Consider the following 22148-nt stretch of genomic DNA (forward strand, 5'->3'; position numbering starts at 1 on the left):
GGATGGCAGCATGAAGCTTACCAAAGACTCTAACATTGAATTTTCCATGATGCAAAGATAAGATTTTTTTCTTTCTTTCCCCACTATTTATCGGGTGAGCCGTATTGGGACAGTAGGAATTTGATGGGGATATCCGTAGAGCTTTGCGATTTTAAAGAGGAAAAACTTTTTATCAGTCACTCCATGAAGATTAGCTCTGAAAAGTTTGATTTTAGCATTAAATAATTCAGCCGCTGCATTCGTGGAACGATTGTTATAAAATTTCAATATTTCATCATTATACTCATAAGAGAAAGGTTGCCTTTTCCTGATATGTTTTGGTTTGAATATATTGATTAAAATTAATGTGTGTATTTGTTGTCTGCAAGAGTACTCGCTATTGGTCGGCTAAATGCAAATGTAAGTTTGTTGTTTGGAGAAAAATGAAAGGACGCATAAAAAAATGCGCCCTTTCATTTTTTCCTTCTATCTGATTTCAGATGAAATTGCTTTGTTATATGTGATAGTCTTTGTTTGTTCTTTATTGCCTGTCGTGTTGGGTGATAAATTCTTCTGCGCGCTTTAAGTCTTCGGGAGTATCAATTCCTATGGTTTCAACGTGGGTAATGCCTACTTTTATGCGGTATCCATTTTGAAGCCATCTGAGTTGTTCCAAGCTTTCAGCAAGCTCTAGGCTTGATTGTGGTAATTTTGTTATTTCTGACAAGACATTAGCCCTGTATGCATAAAGTCCAATATGCTTTAAATATGTGAATTTGTTTATCCAATTTGATTTTTCTTCTCCGCGTATATAGGGTATTATATTCCTGCTAAAATACATGGCAAAGCCATTGTTGTCGCAAATGAGTTTCGGGGAATTAGGATTCTCTAAATCATTTATAGAGTCTTTTTCAGTAAATGGCCTGCCTAAAGTCGCAATCATAGTTTCTGAGTCATCGAAACATCTGCATATTGTTTCTATTTGGGTCTTGTGAATAAATGGCTCATCACCTTGGATGTTGATTATGACGTCAAATTTTTTTTCTATAATATTTACTGCTTCTTCTATTCTGTCAGTCCCACTTTTGTGATTAGGGGATGTCATAATAGCATTTCCTCCAAAGCTTTCCACCGCGTCCTTAATCCTTTCATCGTCAGTGGCGACGTATACGTCGTCAAGCACTTTTGAAACTTTTTCGTATACATGTTGAATTACGGGTTTTCCGCCTAAAATGGCTAACGGTTTTCCGGGAAAACGTGTTGACGAATATCTTGCTGGTATGATTCCTACAAAGTTCATAGTATTTCTGTTTTAATATTTTTGCAAAGATACTAATATTTATCAATAAATATATTCGTAAAACCGATTTTAAAAAAATAATTTTGCAGTATGGTTATTTTTTATTACTTTTGGTGATAAATTTAAAAAGAAAAATCGTGAAGAACTATATATTGCTTTTATTTTGTGCTGCTTTGCCTCTAATATGTAGTGCGCAAAAGATAACATTAGGCTCATGTGAGACTAAAGATGGTGGAACATACCAGGGTGAAATGGCTTCTGGAAAACCTCATGGGAAAGGTAAAACTGTTTATAAAAACGGGGATACTTATGAAGGTGAATATGTGAAAGGAAAGCGTCAAGGATATGGAGTTTATACTTTTTCTGATGGGGAGAAGTATGAAGGAGAATGGTTCCAAGATCAGCAACACGGTAGAGGGACATATCATTTTATGAATAATAACAAATATGTTGGACTATGGTTTCGTGATTATCAGCAGGGCCATGGCGTAATGTGGTATTACAACGGCGACAAATATGACGGCGATTGGTATCAGGATAAACGTACCGGAAAAGGAACATACACTTATAGCGGTGGTGCCTATTATACTGGTGAATGGAAAGATGACAAGAAAACGGGTAAGGGATTCTTTGATTGGGGCGATGGGACAACATATGATGGTATGTGGCTAGATAATTTGCGCTCAGGAAAAGGAACCAATCATTATGCTGATGGAGATGTATATATCGGTGATTGGCTAGATGATGTTCAAAATGGGAAAGGTATATATAAGTTCCAAAATGGCGATATGTACGAGGGTGATTATGTTAGAGGAAAACGTACGGGTGAAGGTATTTTTACTTTTGCTAATGGCGATAAATATACCGGACATTTTACAGAAGGAGATAAGGACGGCCATGGAGTCTTACGTTGGAAAAATGGTGATGTATATAATGGATATTGGAAGGCTGACAAACAAAACGGTCTAGGTAAGTTAACGAAAAAAAATGGAGATGTCTTTGAAGGTAATTTTAAAGACGGCGTTTTTGATGGTGAAATTATAATACATTTCTCAGACGGAAGTAAATTCAAGGGTATTTATCGTCGTGGTAAAAGAAATGGTCGAGCTTTAGAGGTCGATAAGGATGGACGGCGTTTTGAAGGCTCTTATAAAGATGATAAGCGTGATGGTAAATATGTTGAGAAAGACAAAAATGGTAACATCGTTTCTCAGGGTATGTATATTTTAGGAAATAAGGTTCAATAATTAATTAAAATAATATTTATGGTTATAGATACATTGGAAAATTTAGAGAAATATGTTTCTTTAAATCCATTATTTAATGATGTAGTTGATTTTTTGAAATCAAATGATTTAAATAAATTAAGTGAAGGAAAACATCTGATTAAAGGCACAGATTTATTCGTAAATATACAAGTGGCAAAAGGTAAATCATGTGAAAGTGCTTTGCTGGAAACTCATAAGAAAATGATTGATATCCAGATACCTTTAAGTACGTCAGAGACGTATGGATATACTCCATTAAAGGATTTGCCTGAAGCAGAATATAATGAAGAAAAAGATATAACAAAATATGAAGGAGCTGCTGCTACGTACGTTACCTGTAAGCCCGGTGAGTTTGCTATATTTTTCCCTCAAGATGGTCATGCTCCTTGTATTTCTGAACAGGCAGAAATAAAGAAGGCCATATTTAAAGTCTTAGCATAATTTTGCTGAGAGTATCAAATAATAATGTTATTATAAAAAGTTTTTAAGGAGGTATCATGGTTACCAGAAAAGCCAAATCATTAAATAATAAGGCTAAAACGGATAGTAAAGCGGCAAATGAGCCGAAACATATTGGCTTAGTTGTTAATGATGGTTATCTCGCGCCTTATGAAGATGCCATAAGAGGGCGGCATGATCATGCCTTGTGGAAATTAGGCCAGCTGACTCGTAATGGTAAAATATCATTAGAGGATTTTGCCAGTGGGTACGATTATTATGGCTTGCATAAATTATCAAGAGGCTGGGTCTTTAGAGAGTGGGCGCCTAATGCGACAGAAATTTATCTTGTCGGCGATTTCAATAATTGGCAAGAGACAGAAAAGTATAAAGCCAAGCGTATAGAAGGAACCGGAAACTGGGAATTGAAAATCTCAGAGAAAGGTATGAAGCATGGCGATTTATACAAAATGCATGTTTATTGGAATGGCGGGTCTGGAGAACGTATCCCGGCATGGTCTCAACGAGTTGTGCAGGATGAAGAAACCAAAATATTCTCAGCCCAAGTCTGGAATCCTGAAAAGCCTTATGTGTGGAGGAAAAAGAAGTTTAAACCAAATAAGAGTCCGCTTCTGATATATGAGTGCCATATAGGAATGTCGCAAGATGCGGAAAAGGTTGGTACTTATACTGAATTTAAGGAGAATGTGTTGCCGAGAATAATTGAGGATGGTTATAATTGTATACAAATTATGGCAATACAAGAGCATCCTTATTATGGTTCTTTCGGTTATCATGTAAGTAGCTTCTTTGCTGCTTCAAGCAGATTTGGTACTCCTGAAGAACTAAAGTCTCTTATTGATGAAGCTCATCGCAATGGCATTGCAGTGATTATGGATATTGTTCATAGTCATGCTGTTAAGAATGAAGTTGAGGGATTGGGTAATTTAGCAGGTGATCCTAACCAATATTTTTATCCAGGTGACAGGCATGAGCATCCCGCATGGGATAGCTTGTGTTTTGATTATGGTAAGGATGAGGTTATGCATTTCTTGTTGAGCAATTGTAAATATTGGCTTAAGGAATTCCATTTTGACGGTTTCCGTTTTGACGGCGTTACTTCTATGCTTTACTATAGTCATGGTTTAGGAGAGGCTTTCTGTAATTATGGTGATTATTTCAACGGGCATGAAGATGATAATGCAATATGTTATCTTACTATTGCTAATAAACTAATTCATGAAATTAATCCTAATGCAATAACAATTGCAGAGGAAGTAAGCGGTATGCCGGGGCTTGCAGCTAAGTTTGAGGATGGCGGATACGGCTTTGACTATAGGATGGCAATGAATATTCCTGACTATTGGATAAAGACGATAAAGGAGCAAAGTGACGAAAACTGGAAGCCTAGCAGTATTTTCTGGGAAGTAAAGAACAGGCGTCCGGATGAAAAGACTATAAGTTATTGTGAAAGTCACGATCAGGCTTTGGTTGGTGATAAAACAATTGTTTTCCGTCTTATTGATGCGGATATGTATTGGCATTTCAAAAAAGGCGACGAAAATGAGGTCGTTCATCGTGGAATAGCTTTGCATAAAATGATACGTTTAGTAACTGCTGCTGCAATTAATGGCGGATACCTTAACTTTATGGGAAATGAGTTTGGGCATCCTGAATGGATTGACTTTCCTAGAGAGGGTAATGGTTGGAGCTACAAATACGCAAGAAGACAATGGAATTTGGTAGACAATAAAGATTTGTGCTATCATTATCTGGGTGATTTTGACCGTGAAATGCTTAGCGTTATCAAGAGTGTGCGTAATTTCCAACGGACGAACGTACAGGAGATTTGGCATAATGATGGTGACCAGATATTGGCTTTTATGCGTGGCGATTTGATATTTGTGTTTAATTTTAATCCCACACGATCCTTTACTGATTACGGATTCTTGGTTCCTACAGGATCTTATGATGTTGTATTGAATACTGACGCTAAAAAGTTTGGTGGAAATGGACTTGCTGATGACAGTATGACACATATGACAAACTTTGATCCTCTTTATGTAAAAGATCATAAGGAATGGTTAAAACTTTATATCCCTGCTCGGTCAGCCGTGGTCTTAAAGAAAAATTAATATGACACAAGAAGTCAAGACAAACAATAGCACATTAGTTAATTCTGTATGTGCTATTGTTTTCATATTATTTACTTTTGTATATTTATATTTCTTCCAGTCTGATATTATTGCTATGGAGCAACATGTCTTGTCTGGAGGCATTACTCATTACAACAAAACCATAGGTGCGGTATTGCTGACTGTGGTACTGTTTCTTATCAAACTTGGCGTGAGTAAGTTAACGAGGTTTGATGGATGGATTAATATTCTGAATTATTTGCCATCATTAATGTTTCTCGCTGTTCTGACATCCGGGAATCAGGATTTCGATGTTAGTTTATTTCCAACCAATGTTATAGTAATCGTATGCATTGTTATAATATTGTATGCAATTTTTGCTGTTTTGTCTAGACAGAAGTCAATATTCTATATTGATACGTCTTATACAGGAAGTCTGACCGGAGGTTTGTGGAAGAGTCTTTTGGCTTTGTCTGCTATGTTGTTGATGGTATGTGCTTTGGGAAATACAAATGAGATTTTTCATTATCGTTTAAGGATAGAGCATTTATTAGAGTCAAATGATTATGATGATGCTTTGAGCGTAGGCGAGAAGTCTGATGATACGGATCCTGATTTAACTATGTTGAGAATTTACGCTTTGTCGCGTACAAAGCAATTGGGTGAACGTTTGTTTGAGTATCCTATACCTAAAGGCGGTTCTGATATATTATTGCCTGATGGGGTGAATGTCAAATGTATGATGTTTCCTGAAACAGAGATATTCAAGCAGCTTGGTATACGAAAGATGGGAAAGATGAAGCCTCTTGAGTATCTGTTGTATCTGGAAAATCATGGTCTGGCAATGAAGTCTGTAACAGACTATATATTATGTGGTTATTTGTTAGATAAAAATTTAGATGGATTTGTGAACATAATTAAAAACAAATATAATCTAAGCTCACCTGCTTTGCCAAAGCATTATAGAGAAGCGCTCACATTGTATACACACCTAAGGTCGAATCCTGTTTTGGTCTTTCATAGCGAGATAATGGATGCTGACTATGCGGATTTTCAAAAACTTGAAGAAAAGTACAATAACAAGTCAGAGCGTTTTTCTTATGTTAAAGACACTTATGGAGAAACATATTGGTTTTATTACTTTTACCAATAAATTTCACTTGGAGTAGATGACCATCGTAAATGAAAACAGAAGGATACAGCATGAAAAAATGTATCCTTCTGTTTTTTTTGTTTATATAATTATTTAGTTTTAATTTTTCGTTATAATAACTTTTATGCTGTCTGCTTGAAGTCTTGCCTTTAGCCAATCTGTGATTTTGCTCCTTTCGAGTTCTTTCATATTGGCTTTTGCTTTAACGCCAATAACGGCCAATGTGTAATGTTTAACCTTTAATGAATCTGTGTTTACATAACTGGCATTAGACAGGCTTATGTCGTCAACGTTATCGAATAAAGACTTAATTTCCTTTGCTACTGCAGGTGCCATAATGTCATATTTTGTATATTGGTCAAGGCTTTTCTGAAGTTCAGATATTTTTGCTGTTTCTTCACGAACCATATCTGAGTAGTTATCGTTAGATGTTCGCATATTTGTCAGTCTGTTGTTGAGCATCATTAATGATGTTGACTCAGAGCCTTGTATTACCTCAAGTTTATACTGCCGGATATTATAATTCTGCATTTCTTTCTCAGCTTTTGCAATAGCACTGTCTGACAGTTCCTTTCCTACGGCGACAACACGTAATGTGAGACTGTCGTTGTTGGCTTCATATGAAATAATCCTTGTGCCAGTACTGTCTAATTGTTCTTTTACAAATTTGCTGAGATTGCTTTTAAATACGCTTGTTTTTACAATACTGTATGTCATGAAGCCTGCCGGTATCATTGTGGCAACTACAATGATAATAATGTATTTCTTTACTGTAGTTTGTCTTTCATGGTCGACAAATTGTTTTTCCTTGAATTTAAGCATTCTTACGCCAATATATGTGGCGAGGGCAATGAATACCGTATTAATAAAAAACAGATAGAAAGCGCCAAGAAAATAGAAAATGTTACCTGTGGCTATTCCAAAGCCGGCTGTGCAGAGCGGCGGCATCAAGGCTGTAGCAATTGCGACTCCTGGCAGCACATTTCCTTTCCCCTTTGTGGCCAGGGCTACAATGCCGGCTGCACCACCGCATAATGCTATAAGTACATCGTATAGTGTGGGGGATGTGCGGGCCAAGAGCTCCGACTGGGCTTCGTCAAGTGGTGTCAGTAAGAAATAAAGTGTTGCTGTACATACACTTATTATTGTTGCCACGAGATAGTTCTTAAGTGACCGCTTTAGTAATTCAAAATCGTTTATACCAACCGCTAATCCCATTCCAATTATAGGTCCCATAAGTGGTGATATCAGCATGGCGCCGATTATTACTGCGGTAGAATTCACGTTGAGGCCCAATGATGCTATGAATATTGCAAAAACCAGAACCCACAGATTGGCCCCGTGAAATGATACTCCATTACTTATGGCCTTGATTGTATTTTCTTCATCCTCTTTGTCGGGCATGGCATTAAAATACTTTTTTAAAAAAGCCATGATGCTTACAGACATCTTTTTTACGAATGATGTTTGTGAATCAGTCAGTTTTTCTTTTGTCATATTTTACGAGATTTAAGTTTTAACTATTATAGTGTTTTGGTTGTATAGGTAAACAAAGTTAAGTATTTTTATCCAATTATAGATGCTTTTTGTGAATAAATGTATAATTGTGTCTAATATTTTTTATTATGTAATATCGTTTACGGTTTGCATGCCAAAGGCTGAAATGGAGAGATTGTTGTATTTTGGCATTATATTATAAATAATTTGCTGTCAGTGTGCAGTAAAATAATATTACAATATTAAATTGAAAAATAGATATTTTCTTGATGTCACACAGCATGAATCATGCTGAATGTTATAGCTTTTGCGGTGAAAGTAGTTGTTCTGTTTTATAAAACCAATGCTTTTAATCAATAAAAGCATTGGTTTTGGAGACAGATTCTTATGGTTTTGTCTCCAAAAACATGCGTATTTTAGCTGGATTTTATATGTAAGACATTATCTTGAATTGCATTATTGATATAATAATTCAGCTTAAAGTGTTGATTATGAGCTGTTTACGTCTTTAGTGTGTTTTTGAGGTTATTTTCTCATAATTCTTGATCTTTTATGGAAATACTTTACGCATAAAGCCTTAAATTTCTGAATTTTGTAAAGAAAGATGAAAGTGTGCAATTAATTTGTTCGCATTTCAGCGATAAGGTTATTGCTGATTATATTTGTTGTTTTCACCCCAAAGTTGTCCTTGATAAATATTGTTCTTCTTTAGATAGTTGACAAACTTATTTGTAAATTCGTAATTTTTTAATCCCCAGTCTGGCGCTATCAGCAAATCTTTAGGAGATTGTGATGTGAATCTGTCTATTATTATATTACTTCGAAGATGTTGTATATATTTTGCAAGCAATTCTATGTATTCGTCTACGTCATAGGTGTGGATTCCTCCTTGGTAGTATTCGTTTTCAAGTTTTGTTCCCCGTATTATCTGCAACTGATGTATTTTTATTATGTTTAAGCTTGTTTGGGATATAAGTGATGCTTGTTTTATATTTTCATTTGTATCTTCTCCAGGAAGTCCTAATATTATATGCCCTCCGGTTATTATGCCTCTTGAAGTCGTTTCCTCTATTGCATTTCTTGAACATTCAAAAGTGTGTCCTCTGTTTATGCGTTTAAGTGTATCGTTGTTAGCTGATTCAATGCCGTATTCAACAATAACAAACGTTTGCCGTGAAAGGCTTTGAAGGTAATCAAGTATTTCGCTGTTAATACAGTCTGGTCGAGTGCCAATAACAATGCCTACGACATCCTCTGTATTTAGCGCTTCTTCATACAACCTTTTAAGCTGCTCTATATTCCCATACGTGTTTGTGTATGCCTGAAAGTATGCCAAATAGCGCATTTCGGGATATTTGTTGCGAAAAAACATCTTTCCTTTTTCAAGCTGCTCCTTAATAGTTTTGTTCTTGTCGCAATAAGCAGGATTGAATGTGCTGTTGTTGCAAAAGGCACATCCGCCGTAGCTGATTCTGCCGTCCCGGTTGGGGCATGAGAAGCCTGCATCAACAGAAATCTTTTGTATTTTGAACGGGAAAATAGATCTTATCCAGCTGCCAAAATCATTATAAGGTGATGTCGTTTTTTTATTTAAATCTTGCATTGTATAATTACGCTTAAATTTTTGCCATACGGCATTAATATCTTTTAAATCAATTGAGATGCAAATGTAGTGAAAATTATGTATCTTTGTGCTCAAAATAATTTATAAAATACAATGAAAAGACTTTTTATTATGTGTGCGGCTTTATTGTTTGCTGCTAGTAATATGATTTCTGGAAATCTGCTTTCTTTAAAAGATGTTGCAGGCAAAACTTTTGCTGCTGAATATCTTAGTGCTGTCAGCCCCATGTCCGACGGAGACTGCTATGCTATGATAAGCAAGGACGGGAAGAGAATAATAAAATATTCTTATAAGACTGGAAAGCAAGTAAGTGTGTTGTTTGACGTAAACAATACTGTCGGTGAAAAAATTGACAAGCTTGAAAATTATATAATGAGCCCTGACGGGAAGAAGATGTTGGTTCAGACTAACTCTAAGAAGATTTATCGCAGGTCTTATACAGCTGATTATTATATTTATAATATTGCAGACCGTAAGTTGGAAAAACTTTCGGATAACGGCCAGCAGCAGTCGCCTGTATGGTCGCCGGATGGAATGAAAGTGGCTTTTGTACGTGACAATAATATTTATCTTGTTAAGCTGCTTTATGGCAATTCGGAGAGTCAGGTTACTAAAGACGGCAAGCGTAATGAGGTTATTAATGGAGTGCCGGATTGGGTTTATGAAGAAGAGTTCGGATTTAATTCTGCACTTACATTTAATGCCGACGGAAGTATGCTTTGCTGGATTCGTTTTGATGAAAAGGATGTGCCTACATATTCTTTACAAATGTTTAAAGGGCTTGAGCCGGAAATGACAGAGTATTCAGAGTATCCAGGGCTATATTCGTATAAATATCCAAAAGCAGGCCAGAAAAATTCAACTGTTTCTGTTCTGAGCTATGATATTCAGTCGCGTCAGACACGCACCATGCAGCTGCAGATGGACAAAGACGGATATATACCCCGTATAAAGGCAACTTCAGATCCGCAAAAGATAATTGTTTACACAATGAACAGACATCAGGATCAGCTCTGTCTGTATGGGGCTAATCCTAGAAGTACAGTATGCAAGTTGCTGATAAAGGAATCTGTGCCAAAGTATGTGAAAGAAGAAGCAATGGCTAATATATTGATTTCTTCTAATCATATATTAATGCCAAGTGACCGAAATGGTTATATGCAATTATATCTTTACAATATGAACGGGCAGTTGCTGCGTAAGGTGACTGACGGCCAGTATGATGTAACAGATGTTTATGGATACGACGAGCAGACCGGTGCTACATACTATCAGGCTGCAGGCAAAAATCCTATGAATCGTGAGGTTTATGTTACTTATAAAAATGGCAAGACTGAATGTCTGACTTCACGCGATGGTTGGAATATAGCTGTGTTTAGTGCTGATTATAAATATTTTGTAAATCAGTGGAGCGACAGAAATACACCATATGAATATGGTATTTTTAATAATTCAGGCAAAGAAACCGTATCATTGATTACTAATAGCGAGTTGAAGAAAACTCTTGCTGAATATGATTTGCCTTCAAAAGAATTTTTTAGCTTCAAGACATCAGAAGGTGTTCAGCTGAATGGTGTTATGATTAAACCTGCTAATTTTGATGCAAGTAAGAAATATCCTGTAATTATGTGGCAATATAGTGGTCCCGGCAGTCAGCAGGTTGTCAACTCATGGAATATCGGTTCAATGGGGCAGGGCGCTTTGCTTGACCAATATTTGGTGCAGCAAGGATTTATTCTTGTCTGTGTTGACGGCAGAGGTACAGGAGCGCGTGGTGCTGATTTCGAAAAATGTACTTATCTGAAAATCGGTGATCTTGAATCTAAAGACCAGGTTGAAACTGCCATATATTTAGGCTCATTGCCCTATGTCGATAAAAATAATATTGGTATATGGGGATGGAGCTTTGGTGGATTCAATACATTAATGAGCATGAGTGAAGGACGTAAAGTCTTCAAGGCAGGAGTTGCTGTTGCACCTCCTACAGACTGGAGATTTTATGATACGGTTTATACTGAGAGATATATGCGTACTCCAAAAGAGAATCCTTCTGGATATGATGTAAATCCGATTAAGCGTGCTGCAAACCTGCATGGCGAACTGCTTATTTGTCAAGGCTTGGCTGATGACAATGTTCATCCACAGAATGTGTTTGAATATACAGAGGCACTCGTGCAGGCAGACAAAGACTTTAAGATGAATGTATATACAAACCGTAATCATAGTATATACGGAGGCAATACGCGTAATCATATCTACAGGCAGATAGCTCAGTTCTTCATCAAAAATCTCAAATGAGAATAAATGTATGAATATAATAAACTAAAATAAAACTATATCGTATGAACTTTTTGAAAAACTTTAGGGTATTATCTTTATTTATGTTTGCAATGCCGTTGTCAGCGATGGCAGATAATGTTACTGTGACAGTTACAAATCCATATGACGTTCAGCGTCAAGAGCTTATAGAGGTTGAGCTCAAAGATGTTTATTCGAAATTAGGAATAAAGAATGGAGAAAGTTTTATTGTAAAGAATGCATTGGGACAGCAGGTGGCTTACCAGATTTCATATGACGGAAAGTTGTTGATTGATGCCAGTGTGCGACCTGCAGGGTCAGCAGATTTTACTATTACTCCAGGAACTCCTAAAGAAATGAAGACCATTGTTTGTGGTAAGCAATATCCCGAGCGTGTAGATGACATTGCATGGGAAAATGACCGTACTGCTTATCGTGCTTATGGTCCTGCCTTACAGCGTACAGGCGAAAAGGCTTTTGGAATAGATGTCTGGGTTAAAAATACGCCGGATTTGGAGGTTGATAAGAGGTATGTAACAGAACTTTCAAACCATGCTAAGATTGAAGAGTTAAAGAAAGCAGGAAAGACAGAAGAAGCTCATGAAATGGAAGAGGCAACAACATATCACTTTGACCATGGATACGGACTTGACTGCTATAAGGTTGGTCCGACGTTGGGTTGTGGCGCTCCTGCGCTTTTGTCTGGAGGGGAGATGGTCTTACCTTATTGTTATAAGACATATAAAATATTGGATAATGGACCTTTGCGCTTTACAGTCCAGCTTGATTACAACCCATTTTCTATAGGAAGTGACAAGAATATTGTTGAACATCGTATTATAAGCCTTGATAAAGGTAGCAACTATAATAAAATGACCGTATGGTACGAAGGACTTACTAAGCCTTGTGATATGGTGGCTGGAGTTGTACTTCATAGTGAAGACACTAAGAGTGTAGCTTGTGGAGATAATTATGTGCTTTATGCAGATCCTACAGATAATCCGGCAAAACAAAATTTCCAGATTTATGTTGGCGTGTTGTTCCCTAATGGTGTTAAGGCAACAAAAAAAATAATGTATGATAATCCTGTTAATGGAAATGCCGGACATGGAGTAGGGCTTATTACATATCAGCCAAATGAGAAATATACATATTATTTCGGCTCTGCATGGAGTAAGAATGATGTTCGCACATTTAATGAATGGAACTTACGTTCTAAAGAGTACTTGAAAGCACTTCATTCACCATTAAAGGTGACTGTTAAATAAAATTATCATTTTAATAACCAATCTTGTTAAATTAAATCTGATATTATGAAAAAACTCTTATTAGGAGATGAGGCTATTGCGCAAGGCGCGATAGACGCAGGTCTTAGTGGGGTGTATGCCTATCCTGGTACACCTTCTACAGAAATAACAGAGTATATTCAGAATTCTAAAACGGCAAAGGAGCGCAACATCCATCGCAGATGGTCGTCAAACGAGAAGACTGCTATGGAGGAGGCACTCGGTATGTCGTTTATGGGAAAGCGTGCTCTTGTTTGTATGAAGCATGTGGGTCTTAATGTTTGTGCCGACCCATTTGTCAATTCTGCTATGACTGGAGTTAATGGAGGAGTAGTCGTATTGGTTGCAGATGATCCTTCAATGCACTCTTCTCAAAATGAACAAGATAGCAGGTTCTATGCTAAGTTTGCCATGATTCCATGTTTTGAACCGAGCAGCCAGCAAGAGGCATATGACATGGTAAGGTATGCCTTTGATTATAGTGAGAAAATACATCTTCCTATTCTTATGCGAGTTACAACCAGAATGGCTCATAGTCGTGCGGTTGTTGAGATCTGTGATAATTCAAGAGAGCAGAATAATATCAATTATGATTCCAAGGCTGCTGATTGGATTTTATTGCCAGCTATGGCACGCAGGAAGAATGATATAGTTACTTCGATGCAGCCAGAACTGGAAAATGACGCTAAGAATAGTAAGTATAATCAATATATTGATGGCAGTGATAAGTCTTTAGGAATAATTGCAAGCGGAATTGCTATAAATTATTTGAATGAATGTTATCCTCAGGGATGTCCTAATCCAGTAATAAAAATAAGTCAATATCCATTGCCAAAGGATTTGATAAGACAGATGACTTCTGCGTGCGATTCTGTATTGGTTATTGAAGAGGGACAGCCTTTCATTGAAGATATGCTTCGCGGCATAATGCCGGGCGATGCAACAATAAAGGGGCGTCTTACCGGTGAACTTCCGCGTACAGGCGAATTAAATCCTGATCTTGTAAAGAAGGCTTTAGGTCTTCCTGTTGATGAATGTTATGCTCCAAGTGAAAATGTGACACCTCGTCCACCTGCATTGTGTCAGGGATGTGGCCATAGAGATGTCTATTCCGCTCTTAATGAAGTTTTGAAAGATTATGAAAATGCAAGAGTCTTTGGTGATATCGGATGTTATACGTTAGGAGCTCTGCCGCCATTTAGAGCTTTGCATTCAACAGTAGACATGGGTGCAAGTATAACCATGGCTAAAGGTGCAGCAGATGCCGGCTTATGGCCTGCAGTTGCCGTTATAGGCGATTCAACATTTACGCACTCTGGCATGACAGGCTTGCTTGATGCGATTAACGAAAATGCAGATATAACGGTCATTATTAGTGACAATCTTACAACAGCCATGACTGGTGGGCAAGATTCTGCCGGAACGAATAAGCTGGAAGCTATATGTAAAGGCTTAGGACTGAATAATGAACATTTAAGAACAGTTGTTCCTCTTCCAAAGAATATGCCTGAAATAACAAACATGCTGAGAGAGGAAATTAATTATCATGGCTTGAGTGTAATTATACCATGTCGTGAATGTATGCAGACATTGCAGAGACATTTAAGAGAAAAAAAGTTAAACGCAAATCAATCAAAATGAAAACAGATATAATACTTTGCGGTGTAGGAGGACAGGGTATTCTTTCAATCGCAACAATTATTGGTGAAGCTGCAATAAAGGACGGACTTTATATTAAGCAGGCAGAGGTTCACGGAATGTCACAACGCGGTGGCGACGTGCAGAGTAACTTGCGTATATCTTCTGAACCAATTAATAGTGATTTGATTGCAGAAGGTCAGGCTGACGTTATTATATCAATGGAACCAATGGAGGCATTACGATATCTTCCATATCTTAATAAGAAAACGGGATGGATTATAACGTCAAGTGTTCCTTTTGTCAATATTCCTAATTATCCTGATATGGATAAAATAAAGGAGGAATATTCAAAACTGAATAATGTTGTTTTCATTGATATCGAGCAGTTGGCAAAGGATAATAATGTGCCGCGTTCTGCTAATATGATATTATTAGGAGCTGCTCAAAAGTCTTTGGGTATAGGATACGAAGAGATAAAGGCTGCTTTGGGCAGAGTGTTTGCACGTAAAGGCGAAGAGGTCGTTAATGCGAATATTAAAGCTCTTAATATCGGAATAAGTGAAAGTAAATAGAATTTCAAATTATCTGAAATATGAAAAATACACCAATAGACAAGGTTCTTGTTGATAATACAATAAGAAGTTTGGGCATACAGGACTTCGAAAAGGCTACGATACGTGAGGTAAAGTCTGTTGCTGCTTCTGTAGAAAAGGAGTCTGGTGTGGAATTCATTAAGCTGGAAATGGGTATACCGGGCTTGCCTGCATCTGAAGTAGGTGTTAAGGCACAAATCGAAGCTTTAAAAAATGGTATTGCACACACATATCCCGATATTCAGGGATACCCTGAATTGAAAAAACAGGCATCACGTTTTGTCAAAGCTTTTATCGGCATAGATATTATGCCGGAATGCTGTGTTCCTGTATGTGGTAGTATGCAAGGTACGTTTGCAGCTTTCCTGACATGTTCACAATGTGACCCAAAGAAAGACACCGTATTATTTATTGACCCGGGATTTCCTGTTCAGAAGATGCAATTGCAGGTCATGGGTGTCAAATATGAAACTTTTGATGTCTATGATTTTAGAGGTGACAAACTTGCTCAAAAATTAGAGGGATATTTATCTAAGGGTAATATTTGTGCAATAGTATATAGCAACCCGAATAATCCATCTTGGATTTGTTTTAATGATGACGAATTGCGTATTATTGGTCAGCTTGCAACTAAATATGATACAATAATAATGGAAGACCTGGCTTACTTTGCCATGGATTTCCGTAAGCAGTTAAGTGTACCGTTTGAGCCTCCTTATCAGGCAACGGTTGCAAGATATACGGATAACTATATGCTTTTTATAAGTGGAAGTAAAGCGTTTAGTTATGCAGGTGAACGAATTGGAGTGACATGTATCAGTAACAAGTTGTTCCATCGTCATTATGATAATCTTGGGGCAAGATATGAAGGCCTCTCCTTTGGTTATGTCTTTTCTACAAGAATGCTTTATGCATTATCTTCAGGAACAAGTCATAGTGCACAATATGCGATGGCAGGGATGTTTAAAGCAGCATGTGATGGCGAATATGATTTCAGAAAGGATATAAGTATTTATGGTGAAAGAGCTCATAAACTGAAAAAAATATTTACAGATCACGGCTTTTACATTGTATATGATAAAGATCTAAGTGAACCTATAGCTGATGGCTTTTATTTCACTGTTGGTTACCCAGGAATGACTGGTGGGCAATTGGCACATGAACTTATGTATTATGGCGTTAGTGCTATATGTTTAGTAACAACAGGTAGTTGTCAAAATGGTTTGCGTGTTTGCACTTCATTTATTGAAGACAGACAGTTGGAAGATTTAGAGCGTAGAATGGCTATCTTTGAAGAGAATAATGCCGTATAATTTCGCGTAAATTTTGATGCATCAGCCTTTCAAGTTTTGTATTAATACATATTTGAAAGGCTGATATTATTCAATATTGCGACAAGAATATATGTGTAAAAGCGTGAATTAAGTGAATGTTACTTACCGATGCAGAAATGTTTGAAGATGTTGCTTAATACTTCATCTGTGGTTATTTCGCCACCTACAATTTCTGTTAGGTGAAAAAGACATTGGCGAAGATCCTCACTTATCAAATCACCAGAAAGTTGGGTATTAAGGCCCTCTTGGACACGGTGGATAGATGAAAGGGCATGACTGAGTGCCTCATAGTGGCGTAGGTTGCTTACAACAACACTATTTTGAGACATGTCAGGTGTAATCGTAAAGTCAATTAGTTGTTGTTGTAAATCATAAAGCCCATCTTTGTTTTTAGCAGATAGAGGTATAGTAACATATTTTGATGGAATGCCATCTGATATTGACATATATGAGCAGTCCGCAGTATCTTTATTGGTTATATTGTTTTCCAATGATTTCTTTATATTTTCATTAAGTAAATCAAACTTATTGAGTATAATTACAAGGTGCTTGTCTTTACATCTTGGTATAATTTGCTCTGACAGTTGCTTATATTGCTTTTCTGCACAAGTAGCATCTATGACCCATAGAACTATATTTGCTTGTTCTAATTTTTGGAAACTACGTTTGATGCCAAGGGATTCAATAGCATCCGTTGTCTCACGTATGCCGGCTGTATCAATAAAGCGGAATGTTATTCCTTCAAGGTTTATAGTATCTTCAATAACATCGCGTGTAGTACCATGGATATCACTTACTATGGCACGTTCTTCATTTAGTAAGGCATTCAATAATGTTGATTTTCCTGCATTTGTTTCTCCAACGATAGCTACAGGAACTCCATTTTTTATGGCATTGCCCATATTGAAAGAATTTGTTAGTAGACTTATTACCTTTTCTATTTGATTAGCTATATCTTTAAGTTCTGAACGGTCTGCAAATTCTAATTCTTCATGATCGCTGAAGTCAAGTTCAAGTTCCATTAGAGATGTAAGTTGAAGTAATTTATCACGTAAGAGTGATAATTCTTTACTGATGCCTCCACGCATTTGATTTATTGCCATGCGGTGTGTAGCTGCTGATGTTGCAGAAATTAAATCTGCAACAGCTTCTGCCTGACTTAGGTCCATCTTCCCGTTAAGAAAGGCTCTTTGTGTATATTCACCAGGGCCGGCTGAGCGGCATCCATTTTTGATTAATAATTGCATAATATTTTGCAATATATATGATGACCCATGACATGATATTTCTACTGAATTTTCTCCTGTATATGAATGCGGTGCTCTGAAAATACTTACAAGAACTTCGTCAATGATTTCTTTTTCGTTATTTTTTATTAGGCCATAGGTTATGGTATTCGCAGCCTTTTTACTTAATGGCATACACTTTTTTCCCACTGGATAAAAAATCTTATCAGTGATGCTTATAGCATCTTGTCCTGATATTCGTATTATGCCTATAGCTCCACCATTCGCTGTTGCAATTGCGCATATTGTATCTTGTATATCCATTTTATATAGCCTCAATGTTGTAGGATAATTTAATGTTTGATTTATAAATAAAAAGCAGAAATATATAAAGACTTTAAAACTTAGTGTTATTGAATATGTATCATATAAATATGGCTGCCTCATTACTTATCTTTGAGACAGCCATTATATTATTGATAATATATTACTGGTATCATATCATCTATCTGATTCTATCTGCAGCTCTGACTAATGCTTCATCTGCGAGTATAGCTCTTCTTGCCATTAAATATAAAATAACAGCTATAAGTGGAAGTATTGATGTAAAGGAAATTTTGTAATGTCCTATAGATTCCGTTAAATTTATTGCAAACACAGCGTAAACTGCATACCATCCTAAGATTAATAATATGTTAAATATACAGAACCGACTTTGTACAATTCTGTTGTGATACATAAAAATTGCAATCAGCGAAATCGGACATGTAATCAGTAAAGTTGCAAAAAGGGCCCATACAGAATAATTATGACTTCCATTCGGCATCGTAATCCACAAATTAAACATTGTAGATGTGGAATTTATATTTCCATCTGCAACAAAATGTCCTAACGGCAAGCATAGACAGATTATATTTAAAATTAATGCTGCCAAAAGTAATAAAGTTTGTTTCCTTTGTATCATTGCATATCTTTTAAATTGTCTTTTTGACCGTCACGCCAATATATATTGCCATCAATGAATTCTTGAGTAGCTAACAATGTCGGTTTAGGGAGTTTTTCATAATATCTTGATATTTCTATTTGCTCTCTATTTTCAAAAACCTCTTCTAAACTATCATTGTATGAAGCAAATTCTGCTAGCTTCTTACTTAAATCTTGTTTTATTTCTACAGAAATTTGGTTTGCACGTTTTGAGATTATAGCAACACTTTCATAAATGTTGCCTGTCTCATCACATAAATCCATAATGTTTCTGGTTACGGTGTTTGATGGTGCTTTTGATTTTTTGTAGTCCATATTCTTTATGTTATATTTATTTCTCTTTGGTATATTTCTTACAAGATGATATGTATTTTTCTGCTAATGCCTTATTCTTTGAGTCTGGATATTCATTAATGAATCCATAACATTCGTCTTCTGCATCTCGATAGCGGTCTATTTTCTTTGATTCAACGCTTTGTTCTGCCAATTCGAATTTACTTTTCATTATTAAAACAGCAAAGTCTTCGCGCAAAGAACTGTATGGATAATCATTGATTGCGTTTTGTGCCGTTATAATACATGCTTCATAATTACTTCCTCCACTTGTACAATTACCAAAATATGTACCTAAATTATAATATAATTGTGCAGAATATAATTCTTTTTTTACAAGTTTATCCTGTAATTCGAAAAGGCGTTTCTGTGCTTTACCTTTTAAAGAGGCTTCTGGATATATATCCAAGTATTCTTGAAAAGCAGCAATTGAATTTACAGTCTGTGTTTGATCTAATCTTGGTTCCGGTGTACTCATAAACAGGCTTTCGCCAATGTAGAATGAGGCCATTTCTGAATAAATACCTTTGGGATATGTCTTATAGTATTTTTTAAAAGTCATTGCAGCACTTTCATAGTCCTTGTCACAAAATTGTGCCATTGCAAGCATATATAGACTTTCTTCAGCATTGTCTGTTCCTTTTTGAATTGTTACAAGTTCTTCAAGCAAAGTAATTGCCTGTGTATATTTGCCATACGCAAAACACTCTTTTGCATATTCATACTTATAATTATAGTCTTGTGACTTATAAACTTGATTGAATTCGTGTGCACATCCAGAAAACAACACGACAGCAAATATGGAGATGATAATATTATTCTTCATAATTCAATATTTGGCTTGCAAAAGTACATATTATTCTATTAAGTAACAAAGTTTTGAACTTATTTTTAAGAAAAAATATCTTTATTAGGTGATTTCTTTGTAATATTTGTATTTTTGCATCTTGAATTGTTATGTATTTATAATATTCTTATTGTGTTTATTGTTATATGAAAGGTTTTAAGCTTACCTCAAATTATAAGCCGACAGGGGATCAACCTGAAGCTATTAAGCAATTAACAGAGGGGGTACTTAATGGTGAAAAGTCACAAGTGTTACTTGGAGTAACTGGATCGGGTAAAACTTTCACGGTTGCAAATGTTATCGCCAATGTAAATAAACCAACGTTAATTTTAAGCCATAATAAGACACTTGCAGCTCAGCTTTACAGTGAAATGAAATCTTTTTTCCCTGATAATGCGGTGGAGTATTATGTATCATACTATGATTATTATCAGCCTGAAGCATATTTACCACAGACGGATACATATATTGAAAAAGATCTTGCTATTAATGAGGAAATAGACCGTTTACGTTTATCTGCTGTTTCTGCATTGCTGTCAGGAAGGAAAGACGTTATTGTCGTATCGTCAGTCTCCTGTATTTATGGTATGGGCGGACCTGTTGAAATGGCAAAAAGTATAATATCTTTAAAGCGAGGCCAGATTTTAGATCGCAATGACTTCTTGCGTAGCCTCGTAGGAGCTTTGTATGTTCGAAATGACATAGAACTCAAGAGAGGCAATTTTAGGGTTAAAGGAGATACTGTTGATGTATTTATGGCTTATAGTAATTATGTTCTTAGAATTTCATTTTGGGATGATGAGGTTGATAGTATTGAGGAAATAGATTCAATTGATTTTCATCGAATTGCTTCTTTTGATAATTATCAAATTTATCCTGCCAATATTTTTGTAACATCAAAAGAGCAAACTGAACTTGCTATACGTAAAATACAAGATGATTTGTTAAAGCAAATATATTACTTTAATGAATTGGGGGATAATATTAAAGCTCAGCGTATTAAGGAACGTGTGGAGTATGATATGGAAATGATAAAAGAATTGGGCCATTGTTCGGGGATAGAAAATTATTCACGATATTTTGATGGACGTGAAGCAGGACAAAAACCATATTGTCTTTTGGATTTTTTCCCGTCAGATTATCTGATGGTGATAGATGAGAGTCATGTGAGTGTTCCTCAAATTAGTGCTATGTATGGTGGCGATAGGGCGAGAAAGACTAATCTGGTTGAATATGGATTCCGTCTGCCGGCAGCATTTGATAATCGTCCATTAAAGTTTGAAGAGTTTCACTCTATGATACATCAGGTAATTTATGTTTCTGCAACTCCTGCAGATTATGAATTGGAGGAAGCCGGAGGGGTTGTTGTTGAGCAGGTTATACGTCCAACAGGATTGTTGGATCCGGAAATAGAAGTAAGACCAAGTGAAAATCAGATTGATGATCTCATGGAAGAGATTGTTATACGTAATGGGAAAAATGAACGTACGTTGGTTACTACATTGACAAAGCGTATGGCTGAAGAGTTGACTGAATATTTGCTTAATCACGATGTTAAAGCTAATTATATACACAGTGATGTCGCTACTTTGGATAGAGTGAAAATTATGAATGATTTACGTGAAGGCGTTTTTGACGTTCTTGTTGGAGTGAACTTATTGCGTGAAGGGCTTGATTTGCCTGAAGTCTCGCTTGTCGCGATACTGGATGCGGATAAAGAAGGTTTTTTGCGTTCACACAGATCGTTGACTCAAACTGCAGGCCGAGCGGCGAGGAATGTAAATGGTAAAGTAATTATGTATGCTGACCATATTACTGCAAGTATGCAGATGACGATAGATGAAACTGCAAGGCGTCGCGAAAAGCAGTTGAAATATAACGAAGAGCATAATATTACTCCTAAACAAATTGTTAAGGTAATAAATCATGATACATTGGGATCTGCTAGTATTATTGATATGCCAGTTGCAAACAAAAAGTATGAGGCTTATATTGAAGAAGACCATGTCGCATTTGCTGCGGATCCTATTGTAACCAAGATGAATAAAGATCAGTTGTTAAAAACAATTGCAAATACACAAAGGATGATGAAAAAAGCGGCAAAAGATCTTGACTTTATACAGGCTGCACAATTTCGAGATGAATTAATTCGTCTGCAAAATATACTTGATGGTAAATATTGATAATTATAAAAACATTATGTAGTAATTTA

General features: G+C 36.3%; 17 protein-coding genes and 1 pseudogene. 10 read left to right on the plus strand and 8 right to left on the minus strand.

The features are described from left to right. Positions 1 to 87 precede the first annotated feature (87 nt). Together ACZMIG_RS11305 and kdsB are read right to left on the minus strand one after the other, a co-directional pair. Positions 88 to 288 (minus strand): annotated as a pseudogene (locus tag ACZMIG_RS11305) (transposase); the annotation flags it as partial. A gap of 232 nt (positions 289 to 520) precedes the next feature. Beyond that, the gene (kdsB, locus tag ACZMIG_RS11310; RefSeq protein ID WP_484446627.1) at positions 521 to 1279 is read right to left on the minus strand and encodes a 3-deoxy-manno-octulosonate cytidylyltransferase; all 759 of its coding nucleotides are present in this window, start codon (positions 1277 to 1279) and stop codon (positions 521 to 523) included. 137 nt (positions 1280 to 1416) lie between these two features. Here kdsB and ACZMIG_RS11315 point away from each other — a divergent pair, with 137 nt between their 5' ends. From ACZMIG_RS11315 to ACZMIG_RS11330, 4 genes are read left to right on the plus strand one after another with little or no spacing between them, the layout of a single operon-like run. Then, entirely contained in the window at positions 1417 to 2526 is a 1110-nt protein-coding gene (locus ACZMIG_RS11315; RefSeq protein WP_053398378.1) for an MORN repeat-containing protein, read from the plus strand. A gap of 18 nt (positions 2527 to 2544) precedes the next feature. Then, positions 2545 to 2988, plus strand: a complete 444-nt coding sequence (locus ACZMIG_RS11320; RefSeq protein WP_053398355.1) for a NanQ anomerase/TabA/YiaL family protein — start codon at positions 2545 to 2547, stop codon at positions 2986 to 2988. 56 nt (positions 2989 to 3044) lie between these two features. Then, positions 3045 to 5120, plus strand: coding sequence for an alpha amylase C-terminal domain-containing protein (locus ACZMIG_RS11325; protein WP_021854317.1), 2076 nt, complete (start codon positions 3045 to 3047; stop codon positions 5118 to 5120). A gap of 1 nt (position 5121) precedes the next feature. Then, a complete protein-coding gene (locus tag ACZMIG_RS11330) occupies positions 5122 to 6273 on the plus strand; it encodes a DUF6057 family protein (protein WP_487889563.1) in 1152 nt (383 codons plus the stop codon). A 99-nt stretch (positions 6274 to 6372) separates the two neighbouring features. Here ACZMIG_RS11330 and ACZMIG_RS11335 read toward each other — a convergent pair whose 3' ends face one another. Both ACZMIG_RS11335 and mnmL read right to left on the minus strand, forming a co-directional pair. Beyond that, the gene (locus ACZMIG_RS11335) at positions 6373 to 7722 is read right to left on the minus strand and encodes a TIGR00341 family protein (protein WP_125105295.1); all 1350 of its coding nucleotides are present in this window, start codon (positions 7720 to 7722) and stop codon (positions 6373 to 6375) included. Between the two features lie 694 nt (positions 7723 to 8416). Continuing rightward, positions 8417 to 9373, minus strand: a complete 957-nt coding sequence (gene mnmL / locus ACZMIG_RS11340; RefSeq protein ID WP_487889564.1) for a tRNA modification radical SAM protein MnmL/YtqA — start codon at positions 9371 to 9373, stop codon at positions 8417 to 8419. A gap of 114 nt (positions 9374 to 9487) precedes the next feature. On the opposite strand from mnmL, the gene ACZMIG_RS11345 reads away from it, so the two are divergent. The 5 genes from ACZMIG_RS11345 to ACZMIG_RS11365 are packed head-to-tail and all read left to right on the plus strand — an operon-like array spanning position 9488 to position 16525. Beyond that, complete coding sequence (locus ACZMIG_RS11345) at positions 9488 to 11692, plus strand: S9 family peptidase (protein ID WP_053398360.1); 2205 nt, start codon at positions 9488 to 9490, stop codon at positions 11690 to 11692. Between the two features lie 44 nt (positions 11693 to 11736). Next, complete coding sequence (locus ACZMIG_RS11350; RefSeq protein WP_487889565.1) at positions 11737 to 12960, plus strand: BT3233 family polysaccharide utilization protein; 1224 nt, start codon at positions 11737 to 11739, stop codon at positions 12958 to 12960. Positions 12961 to 13005: 45 nt separating this feature from the next. Then, positions 13006 to 14619, plus strand: a complete 1614-nt coding sequence (locus ACZMIG_RS11355; protein ID WP_053398361.1) for a thiamine pyrophosphate-dependent enzyme — start codon at positions 13006 to 13008, stop codon at positions 14617 to 14619. Continuing rightward, positions 14616 to 15191: an indolepyruvate oxidoreductase subunit beta gene (locus tag ACZMIG_RS11360; protein ID WP_021854324.1), complete on the plus strand. Its 576-nt coding sequence runs from the start codon at positions 14616 to 14618 to the stop codon at positions 15189 to 15191. The genes ACZMIG_RS11355 and ACZMIG_RS11360 overlap by 4 nt, the downstream gene beginning before the upstream one ends. A gap of 20 nt (positions 15192 to 15211) precedes the next feature. Continuing rightward, a complete protein-coding gene (locus ACZMIG_RS11365; RefSeq protein WP_125104179.1) occupies positions 15212 to 16525 on the plus strand; it encodes an aminotransferase class I/II-fold pyridoxal phosphate-dependent enzyme in 1314 nt (437 codons plus the stop codon). 119 nt (positions 16526 to 16644) lie between these two features. On the opposite strand, the gene mnmE is transcribed toward ACZMIG_RS11365, so the two are convergent. The 4 genes from mnmE to ACZMIG_RS11385 form a co-directional block, all read right to left on the minus strand. Continuing rightward, positions 16645 to 18096 (minus strand): tRNA uridine-5-carboxymethylaminomethyl(34) synthesis GTPase MnmE, encoded by a 1452-nt coding sequence (gene mnmE / locus ACZMIG_RS11370; protein WP_303054380.1) that lies wholly within the window; start codon positions 18094 to 18096, stop codon positions 16645 to 16647. 181 nt (positions 18097 to 18277) lie between these two features. Next, positions 18278 to 18736 carry a DUF4293 domain-containing protein gene (locus ACZMIG_RS11375; RefSeq protein ID WP_487889566.1) on the minus strand — a complete coding sequence of 153 codons (459 nt, stop codon included), beginning with the start codon at positions 18734 to 18736 and terminating at the stop codon, positions 18278 to 18280. Further along, positions 18733 to 19071 (minus strand): DNA-directed RNA polymerase subunit omega, encoded by a 339-nt coding sequence (locus ACZMIG_RS11380; RefSeq protein ID WP_021855321.1) that lies wholly within the window; start codon positions 19069 to 19071, stop codon positions 18733 to 18735. Before ACZMIG_RS11380 ends, ACZMIG_RS11375 begins: the two co-directional genes overlap by 4 nt. Before the next feature lie 16 nt (positions 19072 to 19087). After that, on the minus strand, positions 19088 to 19915 hold the full coding sequence (locus tag ACZMIG_RS11385) for an outer membrane protein assembly factor BamD (protein WP_021855322.1): 828 nt from the start codon (positions 19913 to 19915) through the stop codon (positions 19088 to 19090). 167 nt (positions 19916 to 20082) lie between these two features. Here ACZMIG_RS11385 and uvrB point away from each other — a divergent pair, with 167 nt between their 5' ends. Continuing rightward, entirely contained in the window at positions 20083 to 22119 is a 2037-nt protein-coding gene (gene uvrB, locus ACZMIG_RS11390; protein ID WP_125104248.1) for an excinuclease ABC subunit UvrB, read from the plus strand. Positions 22120 to 22148 lie beyond the last annotated feature (29 nt).

It is taken from the genome of Xylanibacter sp. (assembly GCF_057607445.1).

Bases quoted from the DNA above. Each gene is read 5' to 3' on its own strand.
- kdsB (WP_484446627.1), bottom strand. From the start codon at position 1,279: ATGAACTTTGTAGGAATCATACCAGCAAGATATTCGTCAACACGTTTT.
- ACZMIG_RS11320 (WP_053398355.1), top strand. From the start codon at position 2,545: ATGGTTATAGATACATTGGAAAATTTAGAGAAATATGTTTCTTTAAAT.
- ACZMIG_RS11325 (WP_021854317.1), top strand. From the start codon at position 3,045: ATGGTTACCAGAAAAGCCAAATCATTAAATAATAAGGCTAAAACGGAT.
- ACZMIG_RS11330 (WP_487889563.1), top strand. From the start codon at position 5,122: ATGACACAAGAAGTCAAGACAAACAATAGCACATTAGTTAATTCTGTA.
- ACZMIG_RS11335 (WP_125105295.1), bottom strand. From the start codon at position 7,722: ATGTCTGTAAGCATCATGGCTTTTTTAAAAAAGTATTTTAATGCCATG.
- mnmL (WP_487889564.1), bottom strand. From the start codon at position 9,373: ATGCAAGATTTAAATAAAAAAACGACATCACCTTATAATGATTTTGGC.
- ACZMIG_RS11345 (WP_053398360.1), top strand. From the start codon at position 9,488: ATGAAAAGACTTTTTATTATGTGTGCGGCTTTATTGTTTGCTGCTAGT.
- ACZMIG_RS11350 (WP_487889565.1), top strand. From the start codon at position 11,737: ATGAACTTTTTGAAAAACTTTAGGGTATTATCTTTATTTATGTTTGCA.
- ACZMIG_RS11355 (WP_053398361.1), top strand. From the start codon at position 13,006: ATGAAAAAACTCTTATTAGGAGATGAGGCTATTGCGCAAGGCGCGATA.
- ACZMIG_RS11360 (WP_021854324.1), top strand. From the start codon at position 14,616: ATGAAAACAGATATAATACTTTGCGGTGTAGGAGGACAGGGTATTCTT.
- ACZMIG_RS11365 (WP_125104179.1), top strand. From the start codon at position 15,212: ATGAAAAATACACCAATAGACAAGGTTCTTGTTGATAATACAATAAGA.
- mnmE (WP_303054380.1), bottom strand. From the start codon at position 18,096: ATGGATATACAAGATACAATATGCGCAATTGCAACAGCGAATGGTGGA.
- ACZMIG_RS11375 (WP_487889566.1), bottom strand. From the start codon at position 18,736: ATGATACAAAGGAAACAAACTTTATTACTTTTGGCAGCATTAATTTTA.
- ACZMIG_RS11380 (WP_021855321.1), bottom strand. From the start codon at position 19,071: ATGGACTACAAAAAATCAAAAGCACCATCAAACACCGTAACCAGAAAC.
- ACZMIG_RS11385 (WP_021855322.1), bottom strand. From the start codon at position 19,915: ATGAAGAATAATATTATCATCTCCATATTTGCTGTCGTGTTGTTTTCT.
- uvrB (WP_125104248.1), top strand. From the start codon at position 20,083: ATGAAAGGTTTTAAGCTTACCTCAAATTATAAGCCGACAGGGGATCAA.